The 23253-nt window shown below is 60.5% G+C and carries 20 protein-coding genes and 1 pseudogene; 5 read left to right on the top strand and 16 right to left on the bottom strand.

All coding sequences use genetic code 11. From position 1 onward, the window contains the following. Positions 1-57 precede the first annotated feature (57 nt). Positions 58-618 carry a sigma 54-interacting transcriptional regulator gene (locus QMG56_RS10095; RefSeq protein ID WP_281822435.1) on the bottom strand — a complete coding sequence of 187 codons (561 nt, stop codon included), beginning with the start codon at positions 616-618 and terminating at the stop codon, positions 58-60. Positions 619-653: 35 nt separating this feature from the next. Here QMG56_RS10095 and QMG56_RS10090 point away from each other — a divergent pair. Together QMG56_RS10090 and QMG56_RS10085 are read left to right on the top strand one after the other, a co-directional pair. Further along, positions 654-1295: pseudogene (locus QMG56_RS10090) on the top strand (cation:dicarboxylate symporter family transporter); the annotation flags it as partial. Between the two features lie 66 nt (positions 1296-1361). Then, a complete protein-coding gene (locus tag QMG56_RS10085) occupies positions 1362-2804 on the top strand; it encodes an alginate export family protein (protein ID WP_281822433.1) in 1443 nt (480 codons plus the stop codon). Between the two features lie 25 nt (positions 2805-2829). Here the strand turns inward: QMG56_RS10085 and purT are convergent, their stop codons facing one another. Beyond that, entirely contained in the window at positions 2830-4002 is a 1173-nt protein-coding gene (purT, locus tag QMG56_RS10080; protein ID WP_281822432.1) for a formate-dependent phosphoribosylglycinamide formyltransferase, read from the bottom strand. 33 nt (positions 4003-4035) lie between these two features. Then, positions 4036-4734: a uracil-DNA glycosylase gene (gene ung, locus QMG56_RS10075; RefSeq protein WP_281822430.1), complete on the bottom strand. Its 699-nt coding sequence runs from the start codon at positions 4732-4734 to the stop codon at positions 4036-4038. Between the two features lie 154 nt (positions 4735-4888). On the opposite strand from ung, the gene QMG56_RS10070 reads away from it, so the two are divergent. After that, positions 4889-5248, top strand: a complete 360-nt coding sequence (locus tag QMG56_RS10070; protein ID WP_281822428.1) for a DUF962 domain-containing protein — start codon at positions 4889-4891, stop codon at positions 5246-5248. A 45-nt stretch (positions 5249-5293) separates the two neighbouring features. Then, the gene (locus QMG56_RS10065; RefSeq protein ID WP_281822427.1) at positions 5294-6379 is read left to right on the top strand and encodes a GNAT family N-acetyltransferase; all 1086 of its coding nucleotides are present in this window, start codon (positions 5294-5296) and stop codon (positions 6377-6379) included. On the opposite strand, the gene QMG56_RS10060 is transcribed toward QMG56_RS10065, so the two are convergent. The 6 genes from QMG56_RS10060 to QMG56_RS10035 form a co-directional block, all read right to left on the bottom strand. After that, positions 6357-7235, bottom strand: a complete 879-nt coding sequence (locus QMG56_RS10060) for a cupin-like domain-containing protein (RefSeq protein WP_281822426.1) — start codon at positions 7233-7235, stop codon at positions 6357-6359. The genes QMG56_RS10065 and QMG56_RS10060 overlap by 23 nt on opposite strands. 9 nt (positions 7236-7244) lie before the next feature. Then, on the bottom strand, positions 7245-8390 hold the full coding sequence (locus QMG56_RS10055) for a GNAT family N-acetyltransferase (RefSeq protein WP_281822425.1): 1146 nt from the start codon (positions 8388-8390) through the stop codon (positions 7245-7247). Positions 8391-8446: 56 nt separating this feature from the next. Next, positions 8447-9130, bottom strand: a complete 684-nt coding sequence (locus tag QMG56_RS10050) for a class I SAM-dependent methyltransferase (protein WP_375713676.1) — start codon at positions 9128-9130, stop codon at positions 8447-8449. A 26-nt stretch (positions 9131-9156) separates the two neighbouring features. Continuing rightward, positions 9157-10284: a peptide chain release factor 2 gene (prfB, locus tag QMG56_RS10045; RefSeq protein WP_281822424.1), complete on the bottom strand. Its 1128-nt coding sequence runs from the start codon at positions 10282-10284 to the stop codon at positions 9157-9159. 87 nt (positions 10285-10371) lie between these two features. Then, complete coding sequence (locus QMG56_RS10040) at positions 10372-12921, bottom strand: penicillin-binding protein 1A (RefSeq protein WP_281822423.1); 2550 nt, start codon at positions 12919-12921, stop codon at positions 10372-10374. Positions 12922-12981: 60 nt separating this feature from the next. Beyond that, a complete protein-coding gene (locus QMG56_RS10035) occupies positions 12982-13899 on the bottom strand; it encodes an N-acetylmuramoyl-L-alanine amidase (protein WP_375713672.1) in 918 nt (305 codons plus the stop codon). 467 nt (positions 13900-14366) lie between these two features. Between QMG56_RS10035 and QMG56_RS10030 the strand changes: the two genes are divergently transcribed. Continuing rightward, positions 14367-17111 (top strand): ribonuclease E/G, encoded by a 2745-nt coding sequence (locus QMG56_RS10030; protein ID WP_281822421.1) that lies wholly within the window; start codon positions 14367-14369, stop codon positions 17109-17111. Between the two features lie 101 nt (positions 17112-17212). Here the strand turns inward: QMG56_RS10030 and ccoS are convergent, their stop codons facing one another. Genes ccoS through ccoO form a run of 7 tightly spaced genes read right to left on the bottom strand, consistent with a single transcriptional unit; the run spans position 17213 to position 23243 of the window. Next, positions 17213-17362: a cbb3-type cytochrome oxidase assembly protein CcoS gene (gene ccoS / locus QMG56_RS10025; RefSeq protein ID WP_230186417.1), complete on the bottom strand. Its 150-nt coding sequence runs from the start codon at positions 17360-17362 to the stop codon at positions 17213-17215. Beyond that, positions 17359-19476 (bottom strand): heavy metal translocating P-type ATPase, encoded by a 2118-nt coding sequence (locus QMG56_RS10020; protein ID WP_281822420.1) that lies wholly within the window; start codon positions 19474-19476, stop codon positions 17359-17361. Before QMG56_RS10020 ends, ccoS begins: the two co-directional genes overlap by 4 nt. Next, positions 19476-19967 (bottom strand): FixH family protein, encoded by a 492-nt coding sequence (locus tag QMG56_RS10015; RefSeq protein ID WP_230186415.1) that lies wholly within the window; start codon positions 19965-19967, stop codon positions 19476-19478. Before QMG56_RS10015 ends, QMG56_RS10020 begins: the two co-directional genes overlap by 1 nt. Then, positions 19964-21406: a cytochrome c oxidase accessory protein CcoG gene (gene ccoG, locus QMG56_RS10010; RefSeq protein ID WP_281822418.1), complete on the bottom strand. Its 1443-nt coding sequence runs from the start codon at positions 21404-21406 to the stop codon at positions 19964-19966. The genes QMG56_RS10015 and ccoG overlap by 4 nt, the downstream gene beginning before the upstream one ends. After that, positions 21393-22343 (bottom strand): cytochrome-c oxidase, cbb3-type subunit III, encoded by a 951-nt coding sequence (gene ccoP / locus QMG56_RS10005; protein ID WP_281822417.1) that lies wholly within the window; start codon positions 22341-22343, stop codon positions 21393-21395. The genes ccoG and ccoP overlap by 14 nt, the downstream gene beginning before the upstream one ends. After that, entirely contained in the window at positions 22336-22512 is a 177-nt protein-coding gene (locus QMG56_RS10000) for a cbb3-type cytochrome c oxidase subunit 3 (protein WP_230186412.1), read from the bottom strand. The genes ccoP and QMG56_RS10000 overlap by 8 nt, the downstream gene beginning before the upstream one ends. After that, positions 22509-23243 carry a cytochrome-c oxidase, cbb3-type subunit II gene (gene ccoO / locus QMG56_RS09995; RefSeq protein ID WP_281822415.1) on the bottom strand — a complete coding sequence of 245 codons (735 nt, stop codon included), beginning with the start codon at positions 23241-23243 and terminating at the stop codon, positions 22509-22511. Before ccoO ends, QMG56_RS10000 begins: the two co-directional genes overlap by 4 nt. Positions 23244-23253 lie beyond the last annotated feature (10 nt).

Here is a 23253-nt window from a genome sequence, read left to right as displayed (position 1 = left end):
GTCCTAACTGGAAATTTCGCTGATTTTACAAAGCCCCACACATCCGACGTTTTCAGCTCACTTGCGATAGTCGTCGATCTCGATGCCGTGGCGGTTGAGCTTATCGTAAAAGGTCTTTCGAGGTAGCTCCAGTTCCGCCATTGCCGATCGGGCGTCTCCCTGTACGCGCTCCAGAACCCGACGTATCACTGCCGCTTCAAACTGTTCCACTTGCTGGGCGAGCGCCATTTGGCTTTCGGCGGATGCCACGTCCGCGTGCATCCCAAGCACCGCGCGCTTTGCAAAATTGGCCAGTTCACGAACATTGCCCGGCCAATCGTGATCGGCAAGATACGCACGTATGTCCGGTCCGATCCGTGGCACTTCCCGCTTCATCTGATCCGCGGCCTGATGCAGCAGATATCCGAACAACAACGGGATATCTGCGCGACGTTCCCGCAAGGGCGGGATACGCAATCTCACCATATCGAGCCGATAGAGAAGATCGGCGCGAAAGCGCCCTTCGGCGACGCTGGCATCGATCCCCGGTTTAGTCGCGGCGACAACACGCAGATCCACGGCGAGCGGTTGCTCGGCCCCCACCGGCATGACTTCGCGCTCTTCCAGGACACGCAGCAATGCACCTTGCAGCCAAGCAGGACTGCTTTCGATCTCTGGTTGCGACTTTCTACCTGACATCATTGCTGTTCGTTATCGTAGTGCTTGGCACAGTTGCCAGATTGACCGGCTTCTCCATCTTCAAACTGCTGCGCTATCTCAAGGCCGAACTTCTGCTGGTGCTGGGAACGTCCTCATCCGAAGCAGCCCTTCCCAATCTCATTGAAAAGATGGAGCGGGCAGGTTGCGAGAAGTCTATCGTCGGGCTGGTCGTGCCGACCGGTTACAGCTTCAATCTGGACGGCACCAATATCTACATGACACTGGCCGCGCTCTTCATTGCACAAGCAACCGGGGTCGAGCTCACGCTGGGCCAGGAACTGCTTTTGTTAGGTGTAGCGATGCTCTCGTCCAAAGGTGCAGCGGGTGTGACGGGCGCGGGCTTCATCACGCTGGCCGCAACGCTGTCCATAGTGCCGACCGTGCCGCTGGCAGGCATGGCCCTTATCCTGGGCGTCGACCGCTTCATGAGTGAATGCCGCAGTCTGACTAATTTCATCGGCAACGCCGTCGCCACAATCGTGGTCGCGCGATGGGAAGGCGGACTGGACCGCGAGATGCTCAATGCAGCGCTCGACGGGAAGACAGTGGAACCGGCTGTCACCGCAGCGACGACACCTACGCTGACCGCCGCCTGATTTCATCCTTTCGGAAGCTGCGCGCTGTGCATCAGCGTCCCTTCTGCAACTGATCGGTCCAAACTCATGTTCAAGACACGCCTCCTGTGCGGTGCGGTAACGCTCGTCTGCGCCACGCCAGCCAATGCCCAAACCGCCGACCCAGCGACTTATCCAGCGGCCGCGCAAGGCGATGGCGCGACCGCCAAAGGCTACAATCTATCGCGTTGGGCCGAAGACTGGCGCGCGTATCGCGATCCCACGAAGCGCGACGATGTTCTCGATCGTCTGAAATATCTGCCGCTCGATGACGATGGCGATATTTATCTAACGCTGAGCGGCGAAGCCCGGTTGCGTATGAACCTGACCAGCAATCCCCAACTCGTCGAAAGCCCAGAGCAGCGGCAGGACATCCTCCGCCTTGTAGGCGGCGCGGATCTGCATATCGGTGAGCATCTGCGTTTCTACGGGGAAATTGCCCACGGTCGGCTTTCGGGCAAGAATGTCGGCACGCCGTCCGGATCGTTGCGCAACAGTTTCGTGCGCCAGCAATATTTCGCGGAAGCCAAGGGAAGTGTTGGCGCGGTCGATCTTGGCGTGCGCTACGGTCGGCAGGAATTTACCGATGGTCCCAATCTTTTGATCTCCCAGCGCGACAACAATACCATTCGCTTTGTCCTGAATGGCACCCGTGCCTGGGCGCGGACATCCACAATGCGCGCGACGCTATTCGACTTTGAAACCACCGATCTGGGCAATGGGGGACTGGGCGACGACGTGCCGGACAAGAACCGGCGCTTCAGCGGCATATCTGCCGGGTTCGTGCTGCCAGACCGATGGCTGGGCGGATCGAAGCTCTATTTCGATCCCTTCCTCTGGCGACGGCGCAATCGGGTTGGAACCTGGGGCGGCGTCGTGGCGCCTGCGGTTCGCCATTATGCAGGTGCGCGACTGTGGGGAGATGTGGGACCGGTCGCGCTCGATTGGACATTGGTCCATCAATATGGAAACTTCGGCGACCGGCCGATCCGCGCGTGGCAAGTCTTCGCCGCACAGACGCTACGGCTTGGAACGGACAAGAGCGCGCCGCGTATCGGGATTCATGCCGATTATGGCAGCGGAGGCGGGGGCTATAACAGGGGAACGCTGCGCAACGCCTACGCCCCGTTCGGCAACAACATCTATTTCAGCTACGGCCTGTTCCTGACCGCCACCAACATTAAAGTGATTGCGCCCAACGTCTCGTTTACGCCTATCGACGGTGTACGTGCCAGCCTAGAGTACCAGTTCACATGGCGTGACGATGCGCAGGATGCGGTCTATCGCGCCAACTATACGCCCTATGTCGGAACGGAACGGGTGGCGGGGAAAGCTGTTGCCCAGTTGGCCCGCGCGCAGATCGTGTATTCAATTAGCCCACGGCTAACCCTGACCACACGGGCTGAATATCTCAAATCGCAAGAGGTACTAAAGCGCGCGGGTTACCGTAACTCCGCCTTCCTCGCGACATGGATCAGCTTTCGATTCTGATCCATCCGGGCAGGTTATGTGTCGATTAGCCGTAGACGATCGATACACAACCCGCCGCTTGGGAAGCGACGGCGCGCGCATCCTCCACGGTCTGCCCGGAAGCAAGGGCGACAGCCATCCGTCGATTCACACGCGTGGCGGGCTTACCGAAAATGCGCACGTCGACGTCATGGTCCGCCGCACCAAGAGCAAGGGCATCTGCGACACCCTCGATCCTGAACGTGTCGGCTTCTTGATCCGCCAATATGACTGCAGACGCCGTCGGTCCGTTCAAACGAATATCCGTAATTGGCAGGCCCAGAATTGCGCGAATGTGAAGATCGAATTCCGTCAGGTTCTGCGACATCAGCGTTACCATGCCGGTATCGTGCGGACGTGGCGAAAGTTCGGAAAAAATGACTTCGCTACCCGTCACGAAGAATTCGATGCCGAAAATGCCGTAGCCGCCCAGATTGTCGACGACGGCGCTCGCCATAGTCTGCGCATCGGCCAGAAAGGCGTCCGTCATCGGCGTAGGTTGCCAGCTTTCCTGATAGTCGCCGCGTTCCTGCCGATGACCGATGGGCGGGCAAAACAGCACGCCTTGACGGGTTCGTACCGTAAGCAAGGTAATTTCATAATCGAAATCGATGAATTCCTCGACGATGACCTTGCGCCGATCCCCCCGCATATTCGCGACCGCATACTCCCAAGCGGCCTCCAATCCTGAGGCATCCTTAACGGTGCTCTGGCCTTTGCCAGACGAGGACATCACGGGTTTTACGACGCATGGAAAACCGGTGTAAGCTGCGCCTTCCCGCATCTGCTCCCATGTATCGGCATAGCGATAGCGCGCCGTGCGCAGCCCGAGCTCGACGGCAGCCAGATCACGGATGCGGTCGCGATTCATTGTCATGAACGCGGCGCGCGCCGACGGCACGACAGTAAACCCTTCGGCTTCGACATCCTGCAACACTTCGGTCCGGATCGCTTCCACTTCAGGCACGATATAGTCGGGTTTATGCCGCATGATCGTGGCCCGAAGCGCATCGGCATCAAGCATGGAAAAGACTTCGCGTTCGTCCGCGACCTGCATTGCGGGCGCGTCGTCATAGGCATCGCAGGCAATGACGTAACAGCCGAGCCGCTTGGCAGAAATCGTAAATTCTTTGCCCAGCTCACCTGAGCCAAGCAGCAGAAGTTTTGCAGTGGGGGTCATATCAATGCTCCGGGCGCGATGGTGCAGATCGCATTACAAGGGTGGCAATGCCCAGTCTATCGGCGGTGCGCCATGCGATTCCAGAAAGGCGTTGGCCTTTGAAAACGGACGGCTTCCCAGAAAGCCGTTGTGCGCGGACAAAGGGGAAGGGTGCGCGGATTTGATCACCAGATGCCGTCCGCCCTTGTCGATGCTGTCGACGAACGCCGCTTTCTTCTGGGCGTAGGCGCCCCACAGCATGAAGACGACGGGATCGGGTTTAGCGTTAACCAGCCGGATCACGGCATCGGTAAACCGTTCCCAACCTTTGCCCTGATGCGAGGCGGCTTGCGCCCTTTCCACCGTCAGGACGCTGTTGAGAAGGAGCACGCCCTGTTGTGCCCAATGCTCCAGAAACCCGTGGCGCGGCGGCGCGATACCGAGATCGCTTTGCAATTCCTTGTAGATGTTCACCAATGACGGTGGCGTGCGAACCCCCGGTTGTACACTGAAGGCAAGGCCATGCGCCTGTCCCGGTCCATGATAGGGATCCTGTCCAAGAATCACCACCCGCACCTGATCCAGCGTGGTCAGGTCGAGGGCGCGAAAATACTCGCTGCCCTTTGGAAATATGTGCTTCCCCGCCCCTTTTTCCGCCAACAGAAATTGGCGCAGTGCCAACATATACGGCTCGTCAAACTCATTCGCGAGTGGGACTTTCCAACTGTCATGCAGCTTCACGGTATCGCTCATATATTTCTCCTGCCCTTGTTGCTTTGGCTGGGCGAGAAAGCACATGTCAATGCGCGGCCATCCACTCATCGGCTTATTGCATGTGGTTGGTCGAAACAGGCTTATCACCCGCTTCTTTAAGGCATAGCTTCGAAGCAGGAGACGATGTCACGAGATGAAGCATTACCGAACTTTTCGGGATTTCTGGCCTTTTTACCTTCAGGAGCACGCGCGTCCCATGACGCGAGGGCTGCACTATGTCGGCACCAGCCTTTCCATTGGATTGGGATTGTTTGCTGTGGCAGAAAGCCGCTTTTGGCCTTTGGTCGCTTTGCCAGTCGCTGGCTATGGTTTCGCCTGGATCTCCCACCTGATAATCGAACATAATCGGCCAGCGACCTTTCATTATCCCTTATGGTCGCTCGCAGCAGATTTTAAGATGTGGTTCCGGTTTGTAACGGGTCGCCTGAGCGGGGATCTGACCCGCGCCGGCATCCGTGCGGATGGAACAATCGACCCCCGTTTTCGTCTTTAACTGCTATTTCCTTGACCCCTTCGGCTGCCATGTAAAAAGGGCGGGATGACCCTTACGGCTACCTTCGCGCCTTTGCCGAACCTCGATGATCTGGGCGAAATATGGCAGGCGCTCGAAGCGCGTTCAGCACCAGACGAGCGTAGCAGCTTTTTCCTAGGCTGGACATGGATGCGCAGTTGGCTTTCCACCACCGGCGCAACGCCCGAGCTATTGAGCGTGCAGGCAGATGGAGCAGATGTCGCGCTGGCCTTGGTCGGTCGGGCGATGGCGCCGCGTTTGCTGGGGCCTGTCGCAACATTGGCCCTCAATCAGGCGGGGGTCGCTGCGCAGGATCGCGGCTTTATAGAATATAACGGGCTTTTGAAGGCCGCGGATGCACCCGAAGGTGTTGAGGCAGTTGCAATGACAGCCCTGCAAGCGCGCAACGACTGGCGGGCGTTGCAGATTGCCGGTGTCGAAACAAATTCGCTTTTACTGGCATCTGGTCAATTTCGTCGCCGATCGCGGTTCGATGTTTCGCCTGCGTACTTCATCGACCTGGCCTCTGTACGCGATGCGCAGGGGGACTATCTGTCGTTGCTCAGCGCCAATACGCGCAGTCAGATCAAACGTTCGGCCAAGGATTATGGCAATGTGCAGCTCACCCTTGAAGTGGCACCTGACGAGACGACGGCAACCTCTTGGCTGGCCGAAATGCAGTCGCTCAACGCGGGGCGGCATGCCGATAATGCATGGGATGACCTCGGTTTCCGCGCATTTGCCGAGGCACTGGTGGCGCGCGGTCTGGCGACAGGAGAAGTCGAATTGCTGCGGATTAGTTCCGGTGATGCCCTGCTCGGCTATCTCCTGAACTTCGTCTATCGCGGGCGCGCCATGAACTACCAGTCGGCTTTTGCCCCGCCGATTACCAGCAAGGCAAAACCAGGCCTGATGTGCCACGCCGCCGCGGTGACCCGTTATGTCGATGCAGGACTGCACCTATATTCGCTGCTGGCGGGCAAGGATCGCTACAAGCAGAGCCTGGCGACCGGACACGAGACGCTGGAATGGTGGCTGCTCGAACGTTTCGCGCCGCGGCTGGAGGCTGAGGCTCTGCTCCGCAGGATGCTTAAACGGCCAGCTTCCGCATGATGCGGTAAAGCAGGCGGTGAAAGCCCTGGGCTTCGGGTTTTGAAGTGACCGTAATCGTCGGCAAGCCACGACGGCGTAAAATTGCATTCAGACTATGCAACTCCCCTTCGGCGATGCTGCGGAGGGACCGCCAGGTAATGGAAAAGCTGACCGATACCGTCGAACCATTGTTCACGAAATGCGGGGCTTTCACCGGCACGTGGATCGCGTCGCCAGCCAGCAGTTTCACCGCATGCCCCTTTGCTACAAACGCCGCATCCCATGCCAGATTTCGATGCCCGCCAGCGTGAAAGCCTTCGCTTTGCTGAGCAGGCACCAAAGCAGGGTCTCCAGCGGGAAAGACAGTCATCGTCTTTTCCCCTTCGATCTGGAGGAGGATATTATGTTCAGGATCGATGTGGAAAGGCGTCACGCTATCGGGGGAAGACAGGAAGATGAAAGCTTCACGGTGCAGCATCGGCCCTGTTCGGCGTTCTACGATAGGCAGGAGTTCAGCGAGCGCCGCATCCAGCATGGCCGCATATTCCGGGTCGCATTCGACATTCTTCAAGACGACCCAACTGCCATTGGTGTCGATGGTGCGGACAGTCTCGGACAAAGTCAGACCGTTGGCGGGCGTATCCTCGGGTCGTACGCCGAGCGGCAAATTGCCCAGATTATATTCGACCTGGCGTTCGGGCATCCGCTCCGCAAGCAACGCCAACGCCTCGCGGGAAAATAGCGGATGCCCCGCAAGCTGGTGCGTCAATTTGGTGGATTGATCGGGATAGGCGGCAGCAAAAGCGACGCGCGCCGACTCGCCGAATGCAATCGGTGTTGTGGCAGTTGAACGGTCGATACGATTCTGGACGGACATGGGTGCTGCCTATCTTCCTTTGATGAAGGCGGTGAACCGCTCAAGGGCGTTGGCCATTGTGAAAGCGGCGGCGCGATGGGCGCGTTGCACGCCCGAACCGCGCAGAGCGACACGATACTGCGCGATGCTGCGTCGCTCGCCCCATAAGCTATCTATCATCGCGTGGTCCGGCGCGGCGCAACTGTCCATCCACGAGATGGCCGAACTTGTCTGCACAGCGCGCAGATTATCTATTTCGATCAATACCCCCGGGGAAAAGCGCCCCAATTCCTCATCGATAGCAATCTTGAACGAAAAGGCGCCATCGAGATGACGAAAATTCACCAACATGGCGATGGCGCGATCATCAAGGTCTATACGCAGAAATTCAAGATTGCCGTTCGCCATGGCCGCCGCGGTGGCCGCACGAAAGAATGCGGCGTCATGGGAAGCACAAGACAAAGCCGTCTTTTGGCGCCCCTTCCATCCTGACGATTCCAGCGCAAGAAACTCCGAGCACCAGTGCGACAGGTCTGCAGCGTCTGTCAGCATCCGGCTTTCCACAGCACCCAGATCGGCCAGACGCTTTTGCAGGCGGCGAATTTCCTTGCGCTTTTTTGGCCGAACATTTGCGTCCCAATAGGCTTCCGCCGACAGGTCGGATCGCAAGAGCGCACGGTCGTAGCGGCCGATTTCGCGGAACGGGCGGCCTTGCGTCACACAGACTGCTTCGAGGGCAGCGGCATTGGCTCCCGCGGCGTCGAGCCCGCGTAGATGGAGAAAATGTGGTGCCCAATCCGCACAGTCCAGTTGTCGCAGGAACCCCGCCCATGCGTCTTGCTCCCGCCCCGAACGGATCATTGGCGTGCCAAGAAAACAATGCGCATGCATCCAGTTGGCGACGGTAGCCATGGGTAATCGTCCATGGCGCGTGGTGACCATCACAGGCAATAAGCCGATGAGTAAAATGCCGTCGAAAACCTCGATCAGCCGAACCGACTTACTTTCATCGAGATGATCGAGCGCAGCGCGGAACATGTCCGGCGCATAAAAGGCATTGGGTTCGGCCGCTGCATCGGCCAGCGCAGCCCAGCGCGCATCCTGCGTCTGGCCCGACAGGATCGGCAAGAGGTTGCCCTTTGCGGGCTTCAGGGCGGGGTCGGGCGCCATATCCATAACGCCTGCCTGTATCGGTCAAAGATTAGGGAATGGCTAAAAGCCGACACGTCCCATCATTCTCGTAACGCACAGGCAACGATATTTTCGGGTTTGGGTCGCGCCGCTATTTTGCGGAAACGGGCGAGATAGCCCCCTGCACTGGGGCGCGCGATGACCTGCTCCAGCCGATAGCCGACTGCGGCAAACTCGCAGGCCAGCAGACGGGGCGGCGTGCCATGTTGCTGTGTCGGACGATTGGCGTCGACGACGATGACCTCACCATCTTTCTTGAGTGCCGGATGCAGGTTCCACAGGAAGGCATAGGGTTCCGCGATCTCATGATACATATGCACCATCAGCACGCGGTCGAAGCTATTGGCCGGCAGCTTGGGATCGTCCGATGTCCCCAGCTTGACGCTGACGTTGTTCCAGTCTTCACGGGTCACGCGACGCCCCAGCGCGTCGATGACTTCGGCCAGTATGTCCTGGGCCAGCACGCGCCCGTTCGGCCCGACCCGTTTGGCCAGGCGCACGGTATAATAGCCTTCGCCCGCGCCGATATCGGCGACCGTCATGCCCGGGCGGATGCCCGTCAAATCCATGATGTCTTCCGCTTCGTTGACACGGTCGCGCGCTTCCTCAGTCGACCACCGCGTCGACACGATCGGTGCAACGGGGCGGTCCGCCTTGGGGAAGGCATTCGCAGACGTAGGGCGGTTGGCGTCGCCGGACGCGCTGCAACTGGCCAGCAGCACCATCGAGGCGAGCAGACCAATGCGCATCGTCAATCCACATCCTCAACGACGACCGTTTCGCCGCTCACCTTCTGCGACAGAGCAGCGGCCATATAGGGATCGAGTGCACCGTCGAGCACATCGTCCGGCGCCGTCGAAACGACGCCGGTGCGCAGATCCTTCACCATCTGATAGGGTTGCAACACATAGGAGCGGATCTGATGCCCCCAACCGATATCGGATTTGGACGCATGTTCGGCGCTGGCGGCGGCTTCGCGACGCTGAAGTTCAGCCTCATACATCCGCGCTTTCAGCATGTTCATGGCTTCCGCCTTGTTCTTGTGCTGGCTGCGCTGGTTCTGGCAGGCGACGATGATACCCGTCGGGATATGCGTGATACGAACGGCGGAATCGGTGGTGTTAATGTGCTGCCCGCCTGCGCCGGACGCGCGATAGGTATCGATCTTGAGATCGCCTTCGTTGACTTCAATATCGATATTGTCATCGATCACCGGATAGACCCAGACGGACGAGAAGCTGGTGTGCCGACGCGCAGAGCTGTCATAAGGGCTGATGCGGACAAGCCGATGCACGCCGCTTTCGGTCTTGGCATAGCCATAGGCATTCTCACCTTTGATCAGCAGCGTCGCCGATTTGATGCCTGCTTGTTCACCGCCATGATAATCGACGATCTCGACTTTATATCCACGCCGTTCGGCCCAGCGGACATACATACGCTGGAGCATTTCGGCCCAATCCTGGCTTTCGGTGCCCCCTGCGCCCGCATGGATTTCCAGATAGGTGTCGTTGCCGTCAGCTTCCCCGGCGAGCAGCGCCTTCACCTTGTCCTGATCGGCGCGGTCTGCAAGATCCCTTAGCGACTGGATCGCTTCGGATATCATGGCCTCGTCGCCTTCGGCTTCGGCCATTTCGATGAGCTCGGCGGTGTCGGCCTTTTCGCTGTCGATGGCGCGCGTTGCGTTGATCGCGCTGTCCAGCCGGGTGCGCTCACGCATCACTTCCTGCGCCTTTTTGGGATCGTCCCACAGGCTGGAATCCTCAACGCGCGCGTTCAGCTCGTCCAGACGCCGCAGCGCCCGGTCCCAGTCGAGAAAACGTCGCAGAAGGTCGAGAGCGGCGTCGATACGGTCGATATGTTGCTGCGCTTCGGCGCGCATGTCTGGTCTCCAAAATCAAATTCATTCGTCCGAAGTCATCAAACCCGGATCGGGTAATACTGATGTGCCTTCAATCATCCTAGGACACTAATATATGCCGCCTTGCTGCTGGATAAAGTCGCCATCGTTTCTCGGACGTCCTGCCGCGCTGGCAGCGCGCGCCGCGGCTACCTTTTCCTGCGCATCGACTTCGTCCTTGCGGATCGTCCGGCGGGGTTCGGACTCGGGTTTGAACGCTTCCCAGATAACCGCAGCCTTTGGATCGTCGGTCGGCCATGCACCGTATACGCGCTTGCCCGAGCGGCGGTCGATGCGGACCATGCGGATACCGTTGGGTGCGATAAAGGGTGTCTTGGGCATCTTGGCCAAAATCGGCGCCATCGCCTGTTTCCAGATCGGCGCGGCAATCCGGCCACCCTGTGCATAGCCGCCAAGGCTGCGCGGCGTATCATATCCCAGATAGACGCCTGCGACGAGATCGGGCGATCCGCCGACGAACCACACGTTGGTCGGACCGTTAGTGGTGCCGGTCTTGCCGAACAAAGGCCGGTCGAGATCGCGCAGCACGGTAGCCGTGCCACGCTGAACGACGCCTTCGGTGATGTGGACGACCTGATAAGCGGTCATGGGGTTCATCAACTGCCGACCTTCGGGCGTGAAGCGCGGCATCGATTTGCCGTCCCAGTTCGGCATGTTGCAATTGTCGCAGGGACGCCAACGATCCGGCCAGATCACCTTACCCCGGCGGTCCTGCACATAGTCCATGACCTTGGGGCTGAGCGCGCGGCCGTGATTGACCAGCATGGCATAAGCGTTGGTCAGTTTTTCGACCGTTGTTTCGCCAGCACCCAGAGCGAAGGACAGATAGGGTTGATAATCGCCGATGCCCATCGTCTTAATGGTCTTGACGACGCGCTCCATGCCCGTTTGCGACGCCGCGCGGACCGTCATCAGGTTGCGCGATTGCTCGACGCCCCAGCGCATTGTTTGCGGACCGGCGGAAGCGCCGGAGAAATTCTTAAAGCATTTTTGGCCAAGGCGACCACCCTGATAGACGCAGAACGGGCCATCGACGATGATCGAGGCGGGCGTCATGCCGCTGTCGAGGGCAGCGGCATAGACGAACGGCTTGATCGTGGAGCCGGGTTGCCGCTGCGCTTGTGTCGCGCGGTTATACGCCGACAAGCGCGCGTCGAAGCCGCCCTGAATGGCGTGGATACGACCGCTGCGCGTCTCCTCCACGACCATCGCGCCGGACACTTCGGGCACGTTGCGTAGCATCCAGTTGCCGCCGTTGCGCGCCACTGCGATCAGATCGCCGGGTTTCAGGCCATTGAACGCCGGGCCACCGATGCGCCGATAGGGGGTCTGGGCAGCTTCGCGAGGCAAGATGCCGGTTTCGCCGCCGGAAAAGCCGACACGTGCAGCATTACTATCCCTCGATAAAACCGCGGCAATCCGCCAGTTTTCATAGTCGATCCCGATAGAGCTGGCGGCCATTTCGCGCTGCCAGCCATTGTCGATGTTGATCTTCCCAACGGGGCCGGACCAGCCTTTACCCGCGTCATAGCGCTGCAGCCCGGCGCGCAGAGCGGTTGTCGTGAGCTTCTGCATCTCCGGGTCCATCGGCGTCCGCACCCATAGGCCTCCCGCGTACACGCTGTTCGGGCCATCTTCCGGCTTTTCCCCAAACCGCTGAATCAGACGACGCCGGACTTCCTCGATATAATAGCCGCCTGCCGTGCCGTAAGGCGAGCCATGCGGCGCGACTGTACCGAGATCGGTGGCAACCGCCGCAGCATGTTGCTGCTGCGTAATGAAACCATTGCTCAGCATTTCGCCTAACGCCCAATTGCGCCGTTCCAATGCACGGGCAAGGCCCGTGGGGCTTTCGGGCCGATAGTTGGCCGGTCCCTTGGGCAGAATGGCAAGATACGCCATTTCCGGCAGCGTCAGTTCGCCCACGTCCTTATCGAAATAAGCCTGAGCGGCCGCCTGAACGCCATAGGCATTGCGACCCAGAAAAATCTGATTGAGATACAATTCGAGGATCTGTTGCTTGGTCAGCGCATTTTCGATGCGCCACGCCAGGATCATTTCCTTCACTTTGCGGGTGGGCGAATATTCGTCACCGATCAGCAGGTTCTTGGCAACCTGTTGCGTGATCGTGGAGCCGCCGCGTGCACGTTGGCCGGAGCCGAGCTTGCTGACATAGTCGACCACCGCACCGGCAAATCCGGGAAAATCGACACCATGGTGCGAGAAGAACGTCTTGTCCTCTGCCGCCAGATAGGCCTTGACCAGCATCGGAGGGTAGTCGGCATATTGCAGTTGCACCCGCCGTTCGCGAGCGTAGCTGTGGATCGGCTGGCCATTGATATCGCGCACGATGGTGGGCAACGGCGGCTCATATTGCAGCAAGGTAGCAGCGTCGGGCAGTCCGCGCGCGAAGATCAGCCAGAAGAGCGCAATCGCCAAAAACACGCCGCCCAGGGCATAGCTGGCCAGCCGGAACCAGCGATTGTCCCAGCGCTCGCTCAGCCGTTCCTTCAGACGCGCAAACGCACCGCCCGCATCCCGGCGGACGCGATAGCGGAAGTCCTGATCATCCGGGGGGGTCGGGGCAGCCTCATCCATCGGGAAGAGGCTTTAGGGCGCTAACCCAAAGAGGACAAGGGTGGCCGCATCGGGTTGGCATCAGGGCGCAGTGGCTTTGCGTGCGAAATAGACTTCAATTGCCCGCGCCACGCCGTTGGCGATCCGCTGCCTGCCTGCAGGCGATTCGAGGAAAGCCGCGTCCTGCGTGTTGCTGATATAGCCTGTCTCGAACAGCACCGATGGCGTATCCGGCGCCTTGAGTACGATCAGCGAGGCAAAGCGATGCGATGCGCTACGGAACGGGACGAACGGTGCAGCCTCCCGCTGCAAAAGACGCGCGAAGTTTGCCGACAGCGTCATGGTTTCCCTTTGGGTCAGATCGATGAGAATCGAAGAGACATCGGATTGCTGATCGCCCAGATTGATGCCGTTAATGATGTCGGCCTTGTTCTCGCGTGCAGCAAGGCGCGCCGCTTCCCGGTCGGACGCCGTTTCGGAAAGGGTGTAGACAGTCGCACCATGGGCTTCGAGATTCTCGGCAGCGTCGGCATGAATGGAAATAAAGAGGTCGGCACTCAGGCGGCGCGCAATGCCGGAGCGTTCCTGCAGCACCAGAAAACGGTCGTCGTCGCGGGTAAGCGCCACTCTTATGCGACCGGTGGCCAACAGCTTGGCGCGAATGGCCCGGGCGATGGCCAACGTCACGTCCTTTTCCCGTACGCCATTTTGGGCATTGCTCGCGCCCGGATCATGCCCGCCATGCCCCGCATCGATAACCACCAACGGTCGTGAGGAATCGCGCGGCCCTTCGACCGTGGGCAGCGCCACCGCACTGGAAGCAGGTGGGATTGGCACAGTAATGCTGTGCGTCTTGCGCGGGGGCCGCGCATTATGGGCAATTTGCGCCAGCGCGCGGCTCTGTGCCGGTGGCGTTCCGGTCGACAGGACGAAACCCAAGGCAAGAGCAGTCAGCATCGAATTATCCTGCCCGGTATCGGGTAGGCCCGTCCAGCCCAAATTCCTTTAACCTTTTGTTTACCATAAAGCGCGCATTGTGCTGACTGGACGTCGGAAAGACGATTGTAACAAAAAATTCAGGGCCGCCGTTGCCCCATCGTCCTGTGACTGCTACCCCTTCAACGTCCCGGAAAGTCCGCATATCTGCGGGAGACGCCCGAGACGCTTACGAATCGCCGCCAATCGTGAGGGCGATCCAACAGGTTGACGCTGCATGAGGCATTTTTCCACGTTCCCGATCAGGCCCGAAACGGGCCTTGGGGCGTGGACGGCACTTGCCCGGCCCGGAATCGATACCGGCCCTGCCCCTGCAGCAGACGCACATAATATCCATCAAACCCGGACGATGCTCCAGCACGCGTCGCTTTGGCTTTTGCCATTGTCGACGCGCAGGCCCCGGCCGTCCCCCACCTTTCGCGTGCCCGCCCGACGCCTTGCCGTCGGCCGCCACGCCCGGAGTATATTGAATGACACTGCGTATGATGATCGATGCGCGCCACCGGGAAGAAACCCGTGTCGCCATCGTCAAGGGAAACCGAATCGAGGAATTTGATTTCGAGTCCACCGAGCACAAACAGCTCAAGGGCAATATCTATCTCGCCAAGGTAACGCGAGTCGAACCATCGCTGCAGGCGGCGTTTGTCGACTACGGCGGCAACCGTCACGGCTTCCTTGCTTTCTCGGAAATCCACCCGGATTATTACCAGATTCCCAAGGAGGACCGCGAAGCCCTTCTCGCAGAAGAGCGGGAACATGCCGCTGAAGAGGCCGCTTTGCGCGCCGAGGAAGACGACGACGCAGCCATGAGTGGCGACGTCGAGGAAATGGATGCGCCCGTCTATGATGACGAGCATCACGACGACGAAGAAAGCGAAGCGGGCGAAGGCGGCGAAGAGGGCACGGAAAAGCCGCGTGGCGGCACCCGCCGCAAGGGTGGCGACGAAGCTGCCGACGAATTGCGTCGCAAGCGCATGTCGCTGCGCCGCCGTTACAAGATTCAGGACGTTATCCGCCGCCGTCAGGTGCTGCTGGTACAGGTCGTAAAGGAAGAACGCGGCAACAAGGGCGCGGCGCTCACGACCTATTTGTCGCTGGCCGGTCGCTATTGCGTGCTCATGCCCAACACGTCGCATGGCGGTGGCATCAGCCGGAAGATCAGCAATGCTGCCGACCGCAAGCGATTGAAGTCGATCATTGCCGAAATGCAGTTGCCCTCAACCATGGGCTGCATCGTGCGCACCGCCGGTCTGGCGCGCACCAAGCCGGAAATTCGCCGCGACTTCGACTATCTCGCGCGTTTGTGGGACGAAATTCGCGAAAAGACCCTGAAGGCTTCCGCGCCTGAGCTGATCCACAACGACAGCGACCTCATCAAGCGGGCTATCCGCGATATCTATAACAAGGATATCGAGGAAGTGATCGTCGAAGGCGAAGAAGGCTATCGCGCAGCGAAGGACTTCATGAAGCTGCTGATGCCCAGCCATGCGCGGCGGGTGAAATATTATGCTGACACCGTGTCGCTGTTCCAGCGCTTTGGCGTCGAGGACCAACTCGCCGCGATGTATAATCCGGTCGTGCAGTTGAAGTCGGGCGGCTATCTGGTCATCAATCCGACGGAAGCGCTCGTATCGATCGACATCAACTCTGGCCGGTCGACGCGCGAGCATGGCATCGAACAGACGGCGGTCGCCACCAATCTGGAAGCGGCGCGCGAAATTGCCCGGCAATTGCGTCTGCGCGACATGGCGGGCCTTGTCGTCATCGACTTCATCGACATGGAAGTGAACAGCAATGTTCGCAAGGTCGAGAAGGCGATGAAGGAAGCGTTGAAAGACGACCGTGCGCGCATTCAGGTCGGCCGCATTTCGGGCTTCGGGCTGATGGAAATGAGCCGCCAGCGTCTGCGCACCGGGGTATTGGAAGCGTCCACCCGCGAATGTCCGCATTGCGAAGGCACCGGCCTTGTCCGCACCGCATCGTCGGCGGGCCTGTCCGCCCTGCGCATGCTGGAAGAAGAAGCGGCGCGCGGTCGCGGTACGCTCATCGTGCTGCGCGCAAGCCAGGAAGCGGCGTTTTACGTCCTCAACAACAAGCGTCATGAGATCGACGAGATCGAAACGCGCTATGGCGTGACCATCACGATCCTGCCCGACGGCGAAGTCGAAGGCGCACGCATGTCCGTCGAGGCCAGTGGGCCGAAGCCGACGCATGTCGTGACCTTTTCTCCCATCATCGAAGAGGATGATGACGATCTGCCCGAGGAAGAGGATGAGATCGAGGAAGAGATCGAAGCCGAAGAGGCCGAGGAACGCGCACCTCGCGAAGGCCGTGGCGAACGCAGCCAACCGGCAGGCGAGGAAGGCGAAGGCGGTCGCCGCCGCCGCCGCCGTCGTCGGCGTCGCGGTGGACGTCGCGACGAAGAGGGCAACGAAATCCCTGGCTCCGAAGCGAGCGAAGGCGGTTCGGACGATGCTGTGGCAGCAGACGATCAGGCTGAGAATGGCGAGTTGGACGCAAGCGATGGCGAAGCGGGCGAGGATGCGTCCGGCCCGGTGAGCGAAGAGCAAGCCGAAGCCCGTCGTCGTGGACGTCGCGGTCGTCGCGGTGGCCGTCGTCGTCGCGGTGAGCCGAGCGAAGGCGAATCGCTGGTGGCGAACGATGCGATCGCGAGCAACGCGGACGTGGTTGTCGATGACGCCGCACCGGTATCGGAGGAAGCGCCTGTCGCGGATGCCGCTCCGGAGCCCGAAGCCGAAGCGCCGAAGACACGTCGTCGTCCCCGTGCGCGCAATGCAGCGGAAGCAACACCCGAAGCTGCACCGGTGGAAGAGGCACCAGTGGAACAAGCGCCAGTGGAAGAAGCTGTCGCACCGAGCGAACCTGCTGCTGCCGAGGAAGCGCCCAAGCCCAAGCGGACGCGCAAGAAGAAAGCCGATACTGCGGTGGAAGCCGAACCTGTTGCTGAAGTGCCTGTCGCCGAAGCACCTGCGCCTGAGAAGCCCAAGCGCACGCGGCGCAAGGCCGCTGCGGCAACGGCGGAACCGGCAGTCGAATCGGCTGCGGTTGAAGCCGAGCCGGTAGTGCCTGCTGCATCCGCACCGGCGTCTGCGCCCGAACCTATTGCGGCGGAAGCCCCCACGGAGACTGGCGAAAGCGAAGATAGCGATGGCAATCCCCGTCGCGGCTGGTGGCAGCGCACCTTTGGGGCGTAATCGGCCCGGCTGAATATCTGATATAGAAATGGCCCCTTCCTACCCGGAAGGGGCCATTTTCTTTTACGCTAAAATGCGTGAGGCTTAAATTTCCTAAGACATCATATCGGCTGATCGTCGTCGATCAGAATGCGCAGTGCAGCGCCCTCCCCGTCTTCGAACTGACCATTGCCTAGCGCCCAGAAAAAGCTCCAGAGCCCTGTCAGCCCAAGCAATAAAGCGATGGGAATGAGGATGAGAAGCCCGGTCATCGCGCCGCTCTGTTGAGCCGCAGCGCATTGGCGACCACGATCAGCGAAGAACTGGACATGGCAAGCGCGGCGATCAGCGGGGTTACATAGCCAGCTATTGCCAGTGGTACGGCAAGGGCATTGTAGCCGACAGCGATCACGAAATTCTGCCGCACAACGCGCATAGTGCGGCGTGCCGCGCGAATGGCGACGACGACGGGCATCAGGCTGTCTCCCAGAAATACGGCATCCGCCGTCAACTGGCTGGCGTCGCTTGCTGATGCAGGCGCAAGACTGGCATGGCCCGCGGCCAGTGCCGGTCCGTCGTTCAGTCCGTCACCGACCATCAGTACCTTTTCGCCAGCGCTGGCCAGCCGTTCGATCAGCGCCATTTTCTCTCCCGGCAACATGTTCGCCGTTGCGGTCAATCCAAGCTCTCGTGCAATCGGATCAAGCGCGGCAAGGCGGTCGCCGCTCGCGATCATCACCTGCAGATCGTCGGCCTTCAATGCCCCGATGGCGTCGGCGGCTTGCGGGCGCAACTGGTCCGAGAACAGGATCGGCAAGATCTGACCGTCGGGTCCGCGATAGGCCGTTGCAAGACCTGCCCAGTCGAGCGTCGATGCCGGACGACCCAAGGCGACGGTTTGTCCTTCATATTTAGCTTCTATTCCCGTCCCTGCGGTTTCCCGGACATCGGTCAGATGGATCGCTGGAAGCGGCGTCTTTTCCAGCGCCAGACGCAACGCATTGCTGAGCGGATGACGGCTCGATTGCGCCAGTGCCCGAATAATGGCGCGGTCACTCGCGGATAGGGTCTCCAGCCCAACCGGCTCCGGTCGGCCCAGCGTCAATGTCCCGGTCTTGTCGAACAGGACGAAGGTGGTTTCGGCCAGCCGCTCCAGTGCCGACCCATCCTTGATCAGCACGCCTTTGCGCATCAGCGCGCCGCAAGCGACGATCTGCGCAGCAGGCACCGCGAGGCCCAACGCGCAGGGGCAGGTAATGAGCAGCACGGCGGCGGCGATCAACAGCGACTGGTGCACACCCGCCCCGGATATCATCCAGCCTGCGAAGGAGAGCGCGGCAAGCGTATGGACAGCGGGCGCATAGATCCGCGCTGCGCGGTCGGCGATGCGAACGTAGCGCGATTTGCCTTGTGTCGCCTGCTCCATCATGCGGGCGATATCGGCGATGCTAGTGTCACGCCCTGCCGCGGATACGGTTACCGAGAGCGGTCCATCGAGATTGAGCGCGCCCGCATAGACAGTATCGCCCGGCGCCACCTGCCGCGCTGCACTTTCGCCGGTCAGGAAGGCCATGTCGATGCTGCCAGTTCCGCTCAAGATCTGGCCATCGGCAGCAAACCTGTCCCCTGCAGCAACCTCCATCACCATTTCTGGGCGCAAAGCCTCGGCAGTCGTCCAGACGAGGCTTTCGTCGCCGCCACGAACGAAGGCGCCCGGAGCGCTCTGTCGCAACAGCGCAGCCACCCCATCGCGTGCACGACGGCGCATGGCGTTGTCCATCCACCGCCCGGCGAGCAGGAAGAACATCAGCATCACCGCACCGTCGAACCACGCATGTGCGCCGCCGATGATTGTCTCGTACAGGCTCATGCCCGTGGTCAGCAGCACACCAATGGAGATCGGTACATCCATGTTTGTCCGACCGTGGCGCAATGCGACCCAGGCGGACCGGAAGAATATCTGACCTGCGTATGCGACGGTGGGCAGCGCGATCATGGCGGACAGCCAGTGGAACAGCGTGCGCGTGGCGCCCTCTGCGCCAGACCAGACGGACACCGACAGCAGCATGATGTTCATGGCTGCAAAGCCAGATACGGCGAGCGCCCGTAGCAGGCGACGGCTTTCCTCCGCGTCGCGGTCCACGCCTTCGACGGCCATTGGCTCCGCTTCGAAGCCTATGGCGGCAATTGCCGCCTTGATACCGGGTGGATCGCACGCGGCATCATGGTCGATGGTGACGCGCTTGGCCGCGAAGTTGACACGGGCATTATGGATGCCGGGGACGGCGGCCAATCCATTTTCGAGCTTAGCAATGCACCCGGCACAACGCAACCCCGGGACAGCGAAGTCGATGTGCAGCAATGTAAGATCGGGTGCAGTGGCCATCAGCGGACTTCCTGCGCGATCCGCATCACGCCGCGATCGTGGCGCACCGTCAGCGCGACCTGCCAGCGACCGTTGGGCAGCGCACCCGCCGACGTGTAAACGCCCGGTGTCGTCTCTCTGAAGGCAAGCGTACGATCGGGTAGCCGCCCCAAGGGGTGCTCGGCTATGCCCGTCACCTGTGCACCGCTTAGTAGAATACCAGCCGCATCGTTCAGCGTAACGCGAACATGGCGCGACGGATCGAGCGCCACCTGCGCCGTCCATCCCAGCCTTGCCTGCACGCGCGCAGCCTCAAGCCAGCCATTATATGCCTGACTGGCGACATAGCTGTTGTCGACGACCGTGCCGCCAAAGCCTTTAATCGCCAGGGTAGCCATCGTAAAATTGACGGCGATCACTACCGCGAAAAATGAGACGAGGATCAGTGTCATGTGACGTCCCGTGAACCGGCGCACCTTTTCCGGCAAAGCCTGTGGGCCCGGCTGCGTCATGGCTGTGGCCCTTCGAAATGGACGAATTCGTGAGCCGTACCGCCCTCCTTATCGAGCGCGCGGACGGTGAAGCTGAAATCCTGTCGGTGGGCAGCAGGCGCTGTGGATGCAACGAACAGGCGCGCCCGCAATACGCTATCGGCTGGGACGGTGAAACTGACCGATGTGCTGCCCGCAGCACGCGTCAAATCTTCGCTCCACATCTTGGCACCCGGCAAGCCTGACAGAGCCACTTCCATCCGGCGCGGCCGACTTTGCATATTACGCAGCTTCACCGTGAAGGCATTACGCACGGCGCCATCGGAAAGCTGGACATAGAGCGGATTACGATCCTGCTGCACATCGATGCCGATGCGATCGCGCGCACCAAGCGCGAACAGCATGGCAGCCCCGATTGCGCACCAAAGCGTAAAATAGACGACGGTGCGAACATGCAGCAGCGACCGCAACACCGATTTGGGCTGTCCGCTTGCTTTTTCGGCTGTCGCATCGTCTTCGGTCAGATAGTCGATCAGGCCGCGCGGCTTGCCGGTCTTCGCCATGACCCGGTCGCACGCATCGATGCAGAGGCCGCAAGTGATGCAGCCGATCTGCGGCCCCTGGCGGATGTCGACGCCGGTTGGGCAGACAGCTACGCATTGGTTGCAGTCGATGCAGTCGCCAAAGCCGGTGGGTGTAGTGGCAGCCGCCTTCAGGCTACCGCGCGGTTCGCCGCGCCAGTGGCGATAGGTAACGACCAGCGACTTCTCGTCCAGCATGGCGCTTTGGATACGGGGCCAGGGACACATGTAGATGCACACTTGCTCCCGCATGAAGCCGCCGAGGACGAACGTCGTGGCGGTGAGTACGGCAACCGTTGCGTATGCTACATAAGCGGCCTGACCCGTCCAGAAATCATGGCTGAGCGTAGGCGCGTCGGCGAAATAGAATATCCACGCGCCACCCGTTGCAAAGGCAATGGCAAGCCAGATGCTCCATTTGACCATTCGCTTGGCAAGTTTCGCCATGCCCCACGGTGCCTTGTTCAAACGCACCTGCGCGTTGCGGTCACCATCGATGAACCGTTCCACATGCTGATAGAGGTCGGTCCAGACCGTCTGGGGGCAGGCATAGCCACACCACGCGCGCCCTACGGCCGACGTCACCAGAAATAAGCCGATACCGGCCATGATGAGCAGGCCGGCTACATAATAGAACTCCTGCGGCCAGATTTCGATCGCGAACATGTAGAAGCGACGATGCGCCAGATCGATAAGCACGGCCTGATCGGGCGCGTAAGGGCCGCGATCCCAACGGAGCCACGGCGTCACCCAATAGATCGCGAGGGTGACGGCCATGATCGCCCATTTTAAACGGCGGAACGTCCCGTCTATCGCCTTGGGATAGACGGGTTGCCGTTTGGCATAACGCCCCACAGTCAGGAGATCAGGGCCGGACATTGGCCTCTTCCTTCGTTGCTGCGATGACCGGCGCCAATGCCGGGCTGGCTTCGCCGCCGCCCAGGCTGTGGACGTAGACAGCCAGCATGCGGATGGTCGCAGGCGACAGCTTGTCACCCCAGCGTGGCATGACACCCCGACGGCTGTTCCAGACAGTCTGATGGATCGCGTCCGTATCGCCACCGTACAGCCAGATGCCATCGGTCAGATTGGGTGCGCCGAGATCACGGTTACCCTTGCCTTGCGCGCCATGACACACCGCACAATTATCGGCGAAGACAGTGGCCCCCCGCCGTGACGCCGCATCGGCTGGCTGCTGGCGGCTGATCGTGCGGACATAGGCAACGACATCATCGACAGCCGGAGCGGCCAGCAACTGATCCTTCCCGAAGGCAGGCATCAGCGACATGCGAGTGGCATCATGATCGGGGTTGCGAATGCCATCGGTCAGCGTCTTTTCAATGGTCTTGAGATCGCCGCCCCACAGCCAGTCGTCGTCATTCAGATTGGGATAGCCCTTTGCGCCCGCAGCGCCCGAACCGTGGCACTGTACGCAATTGACGCGGAATGCGGCCCGTCCCCCTTCGATGGCAGCGCGCATCAGCTTGGGCTGGCCCGCCAGCTTTTCGATATCGGCACTGGCGATCGCCTGAACGGTGGGCGCCATCCGCGCCTGTTCGCGGCCCATTTCAGCGGTCAGGTCACCGCGGCTCGACCAACCCAGCAGACCCTTCGACGCGCTATTGAGCATTGGGATCGCCGGATAGGCGATGACATAGCCTATCGCAAAGGCGATGCAGGCATAGAAGGTCCACAGCCACCAGCGCGGCAGGGGCGTGTCCAGTTCCACGATCCCGTCCCACTCATGCCCCTTGGTCGGGGTGCCGGTGACCTCATCGATGTGCGGTTTTGTGCTATCGTTGCCGGGCTCAGCCATGATCGGCCTCCGTGCTGTGTGAGTCTTCGTGGAAAATCGTCATCATCGCGTCGCGAGAGCGTGCCTTGCCGCCGGGACGGAAATGCCAGCCGACGAGCAGCAAATAGAGCAGGCCCATCCCGACCAGTCCCCAGCTATCGGCAAAATGGCGGAGCGCGTCGTAGCTCATTTCGCCTTCTCCTGTGCCTTGGCAGCTTCGAAATCGACCTGCGTGCCCAAAAGCTGGAGATAGGCGACAAGCGCATCCATCTCCGTCAGCTTGGCCGGATCGCCATCGAAATCCCGGACCTTTGCATTGGGATATCGGGCGACCAGACCCTTGCTGTCTGCGTCGGCATCCGCTTGGGTCGTCAGGTCGTCATTGGCGGCAGCGATGGCTTCCTTCGAATAAGGCACGCCAACGCGGCTCAGAGCGGTCAGGTGATCGCGCATGTCGCCCGGCTTCAGCTCGCGTTCGCTCAGAAAGGGATATGTCGGCATGATCGATTCCGGCACGACCGAACGCGGATCCTTCAGATGCTGGACATGCCATTCGTCGGAATATTTGCCGCCGACCCGCGCCAGATCGGGGCCGGTGCGCTCCGATCCCCACTGGAACGGATGATCGTACATGCTTTCCGCCGCCAGGCTGTAATGGCCGTAGCGTTCCACTTCGTCACGGAAGGGCCGGATCATCTGGCTATGACAGTTGTAGCAGCCTTCGCGAATGTAGATATTGCGTCCGGCCAGTTCGAGCGGAGTGTAGGGCCGCACCCCCTCGACCTTCTCGACCGTGCTGTCGATCCAGAAGAGCGGTGCGATCTCCACGATGCCGCCGATCGCTACTGTTATAAGGGCCGCAATGCCAAGCAGCGAGATGTTCCGCTCCAGCTTGCCATGGTCGAAAAATTTGGATGCCATGTTCCCTGAT

This window comes from Sphingobium sp. BS19 (assembly GCF_027925545.1).
Classification (GTDB): Bacteria; Pseudomonadota; Alphaproteobacteria; order Sphingomonadales; family Sphingomonadaceae; genus Sphingobium.
The sequence above is the reverse complement of the archived record's forward strand: the minus strand, read 5'-3'. Positions and strand labels throughout refer to the sequence as shown.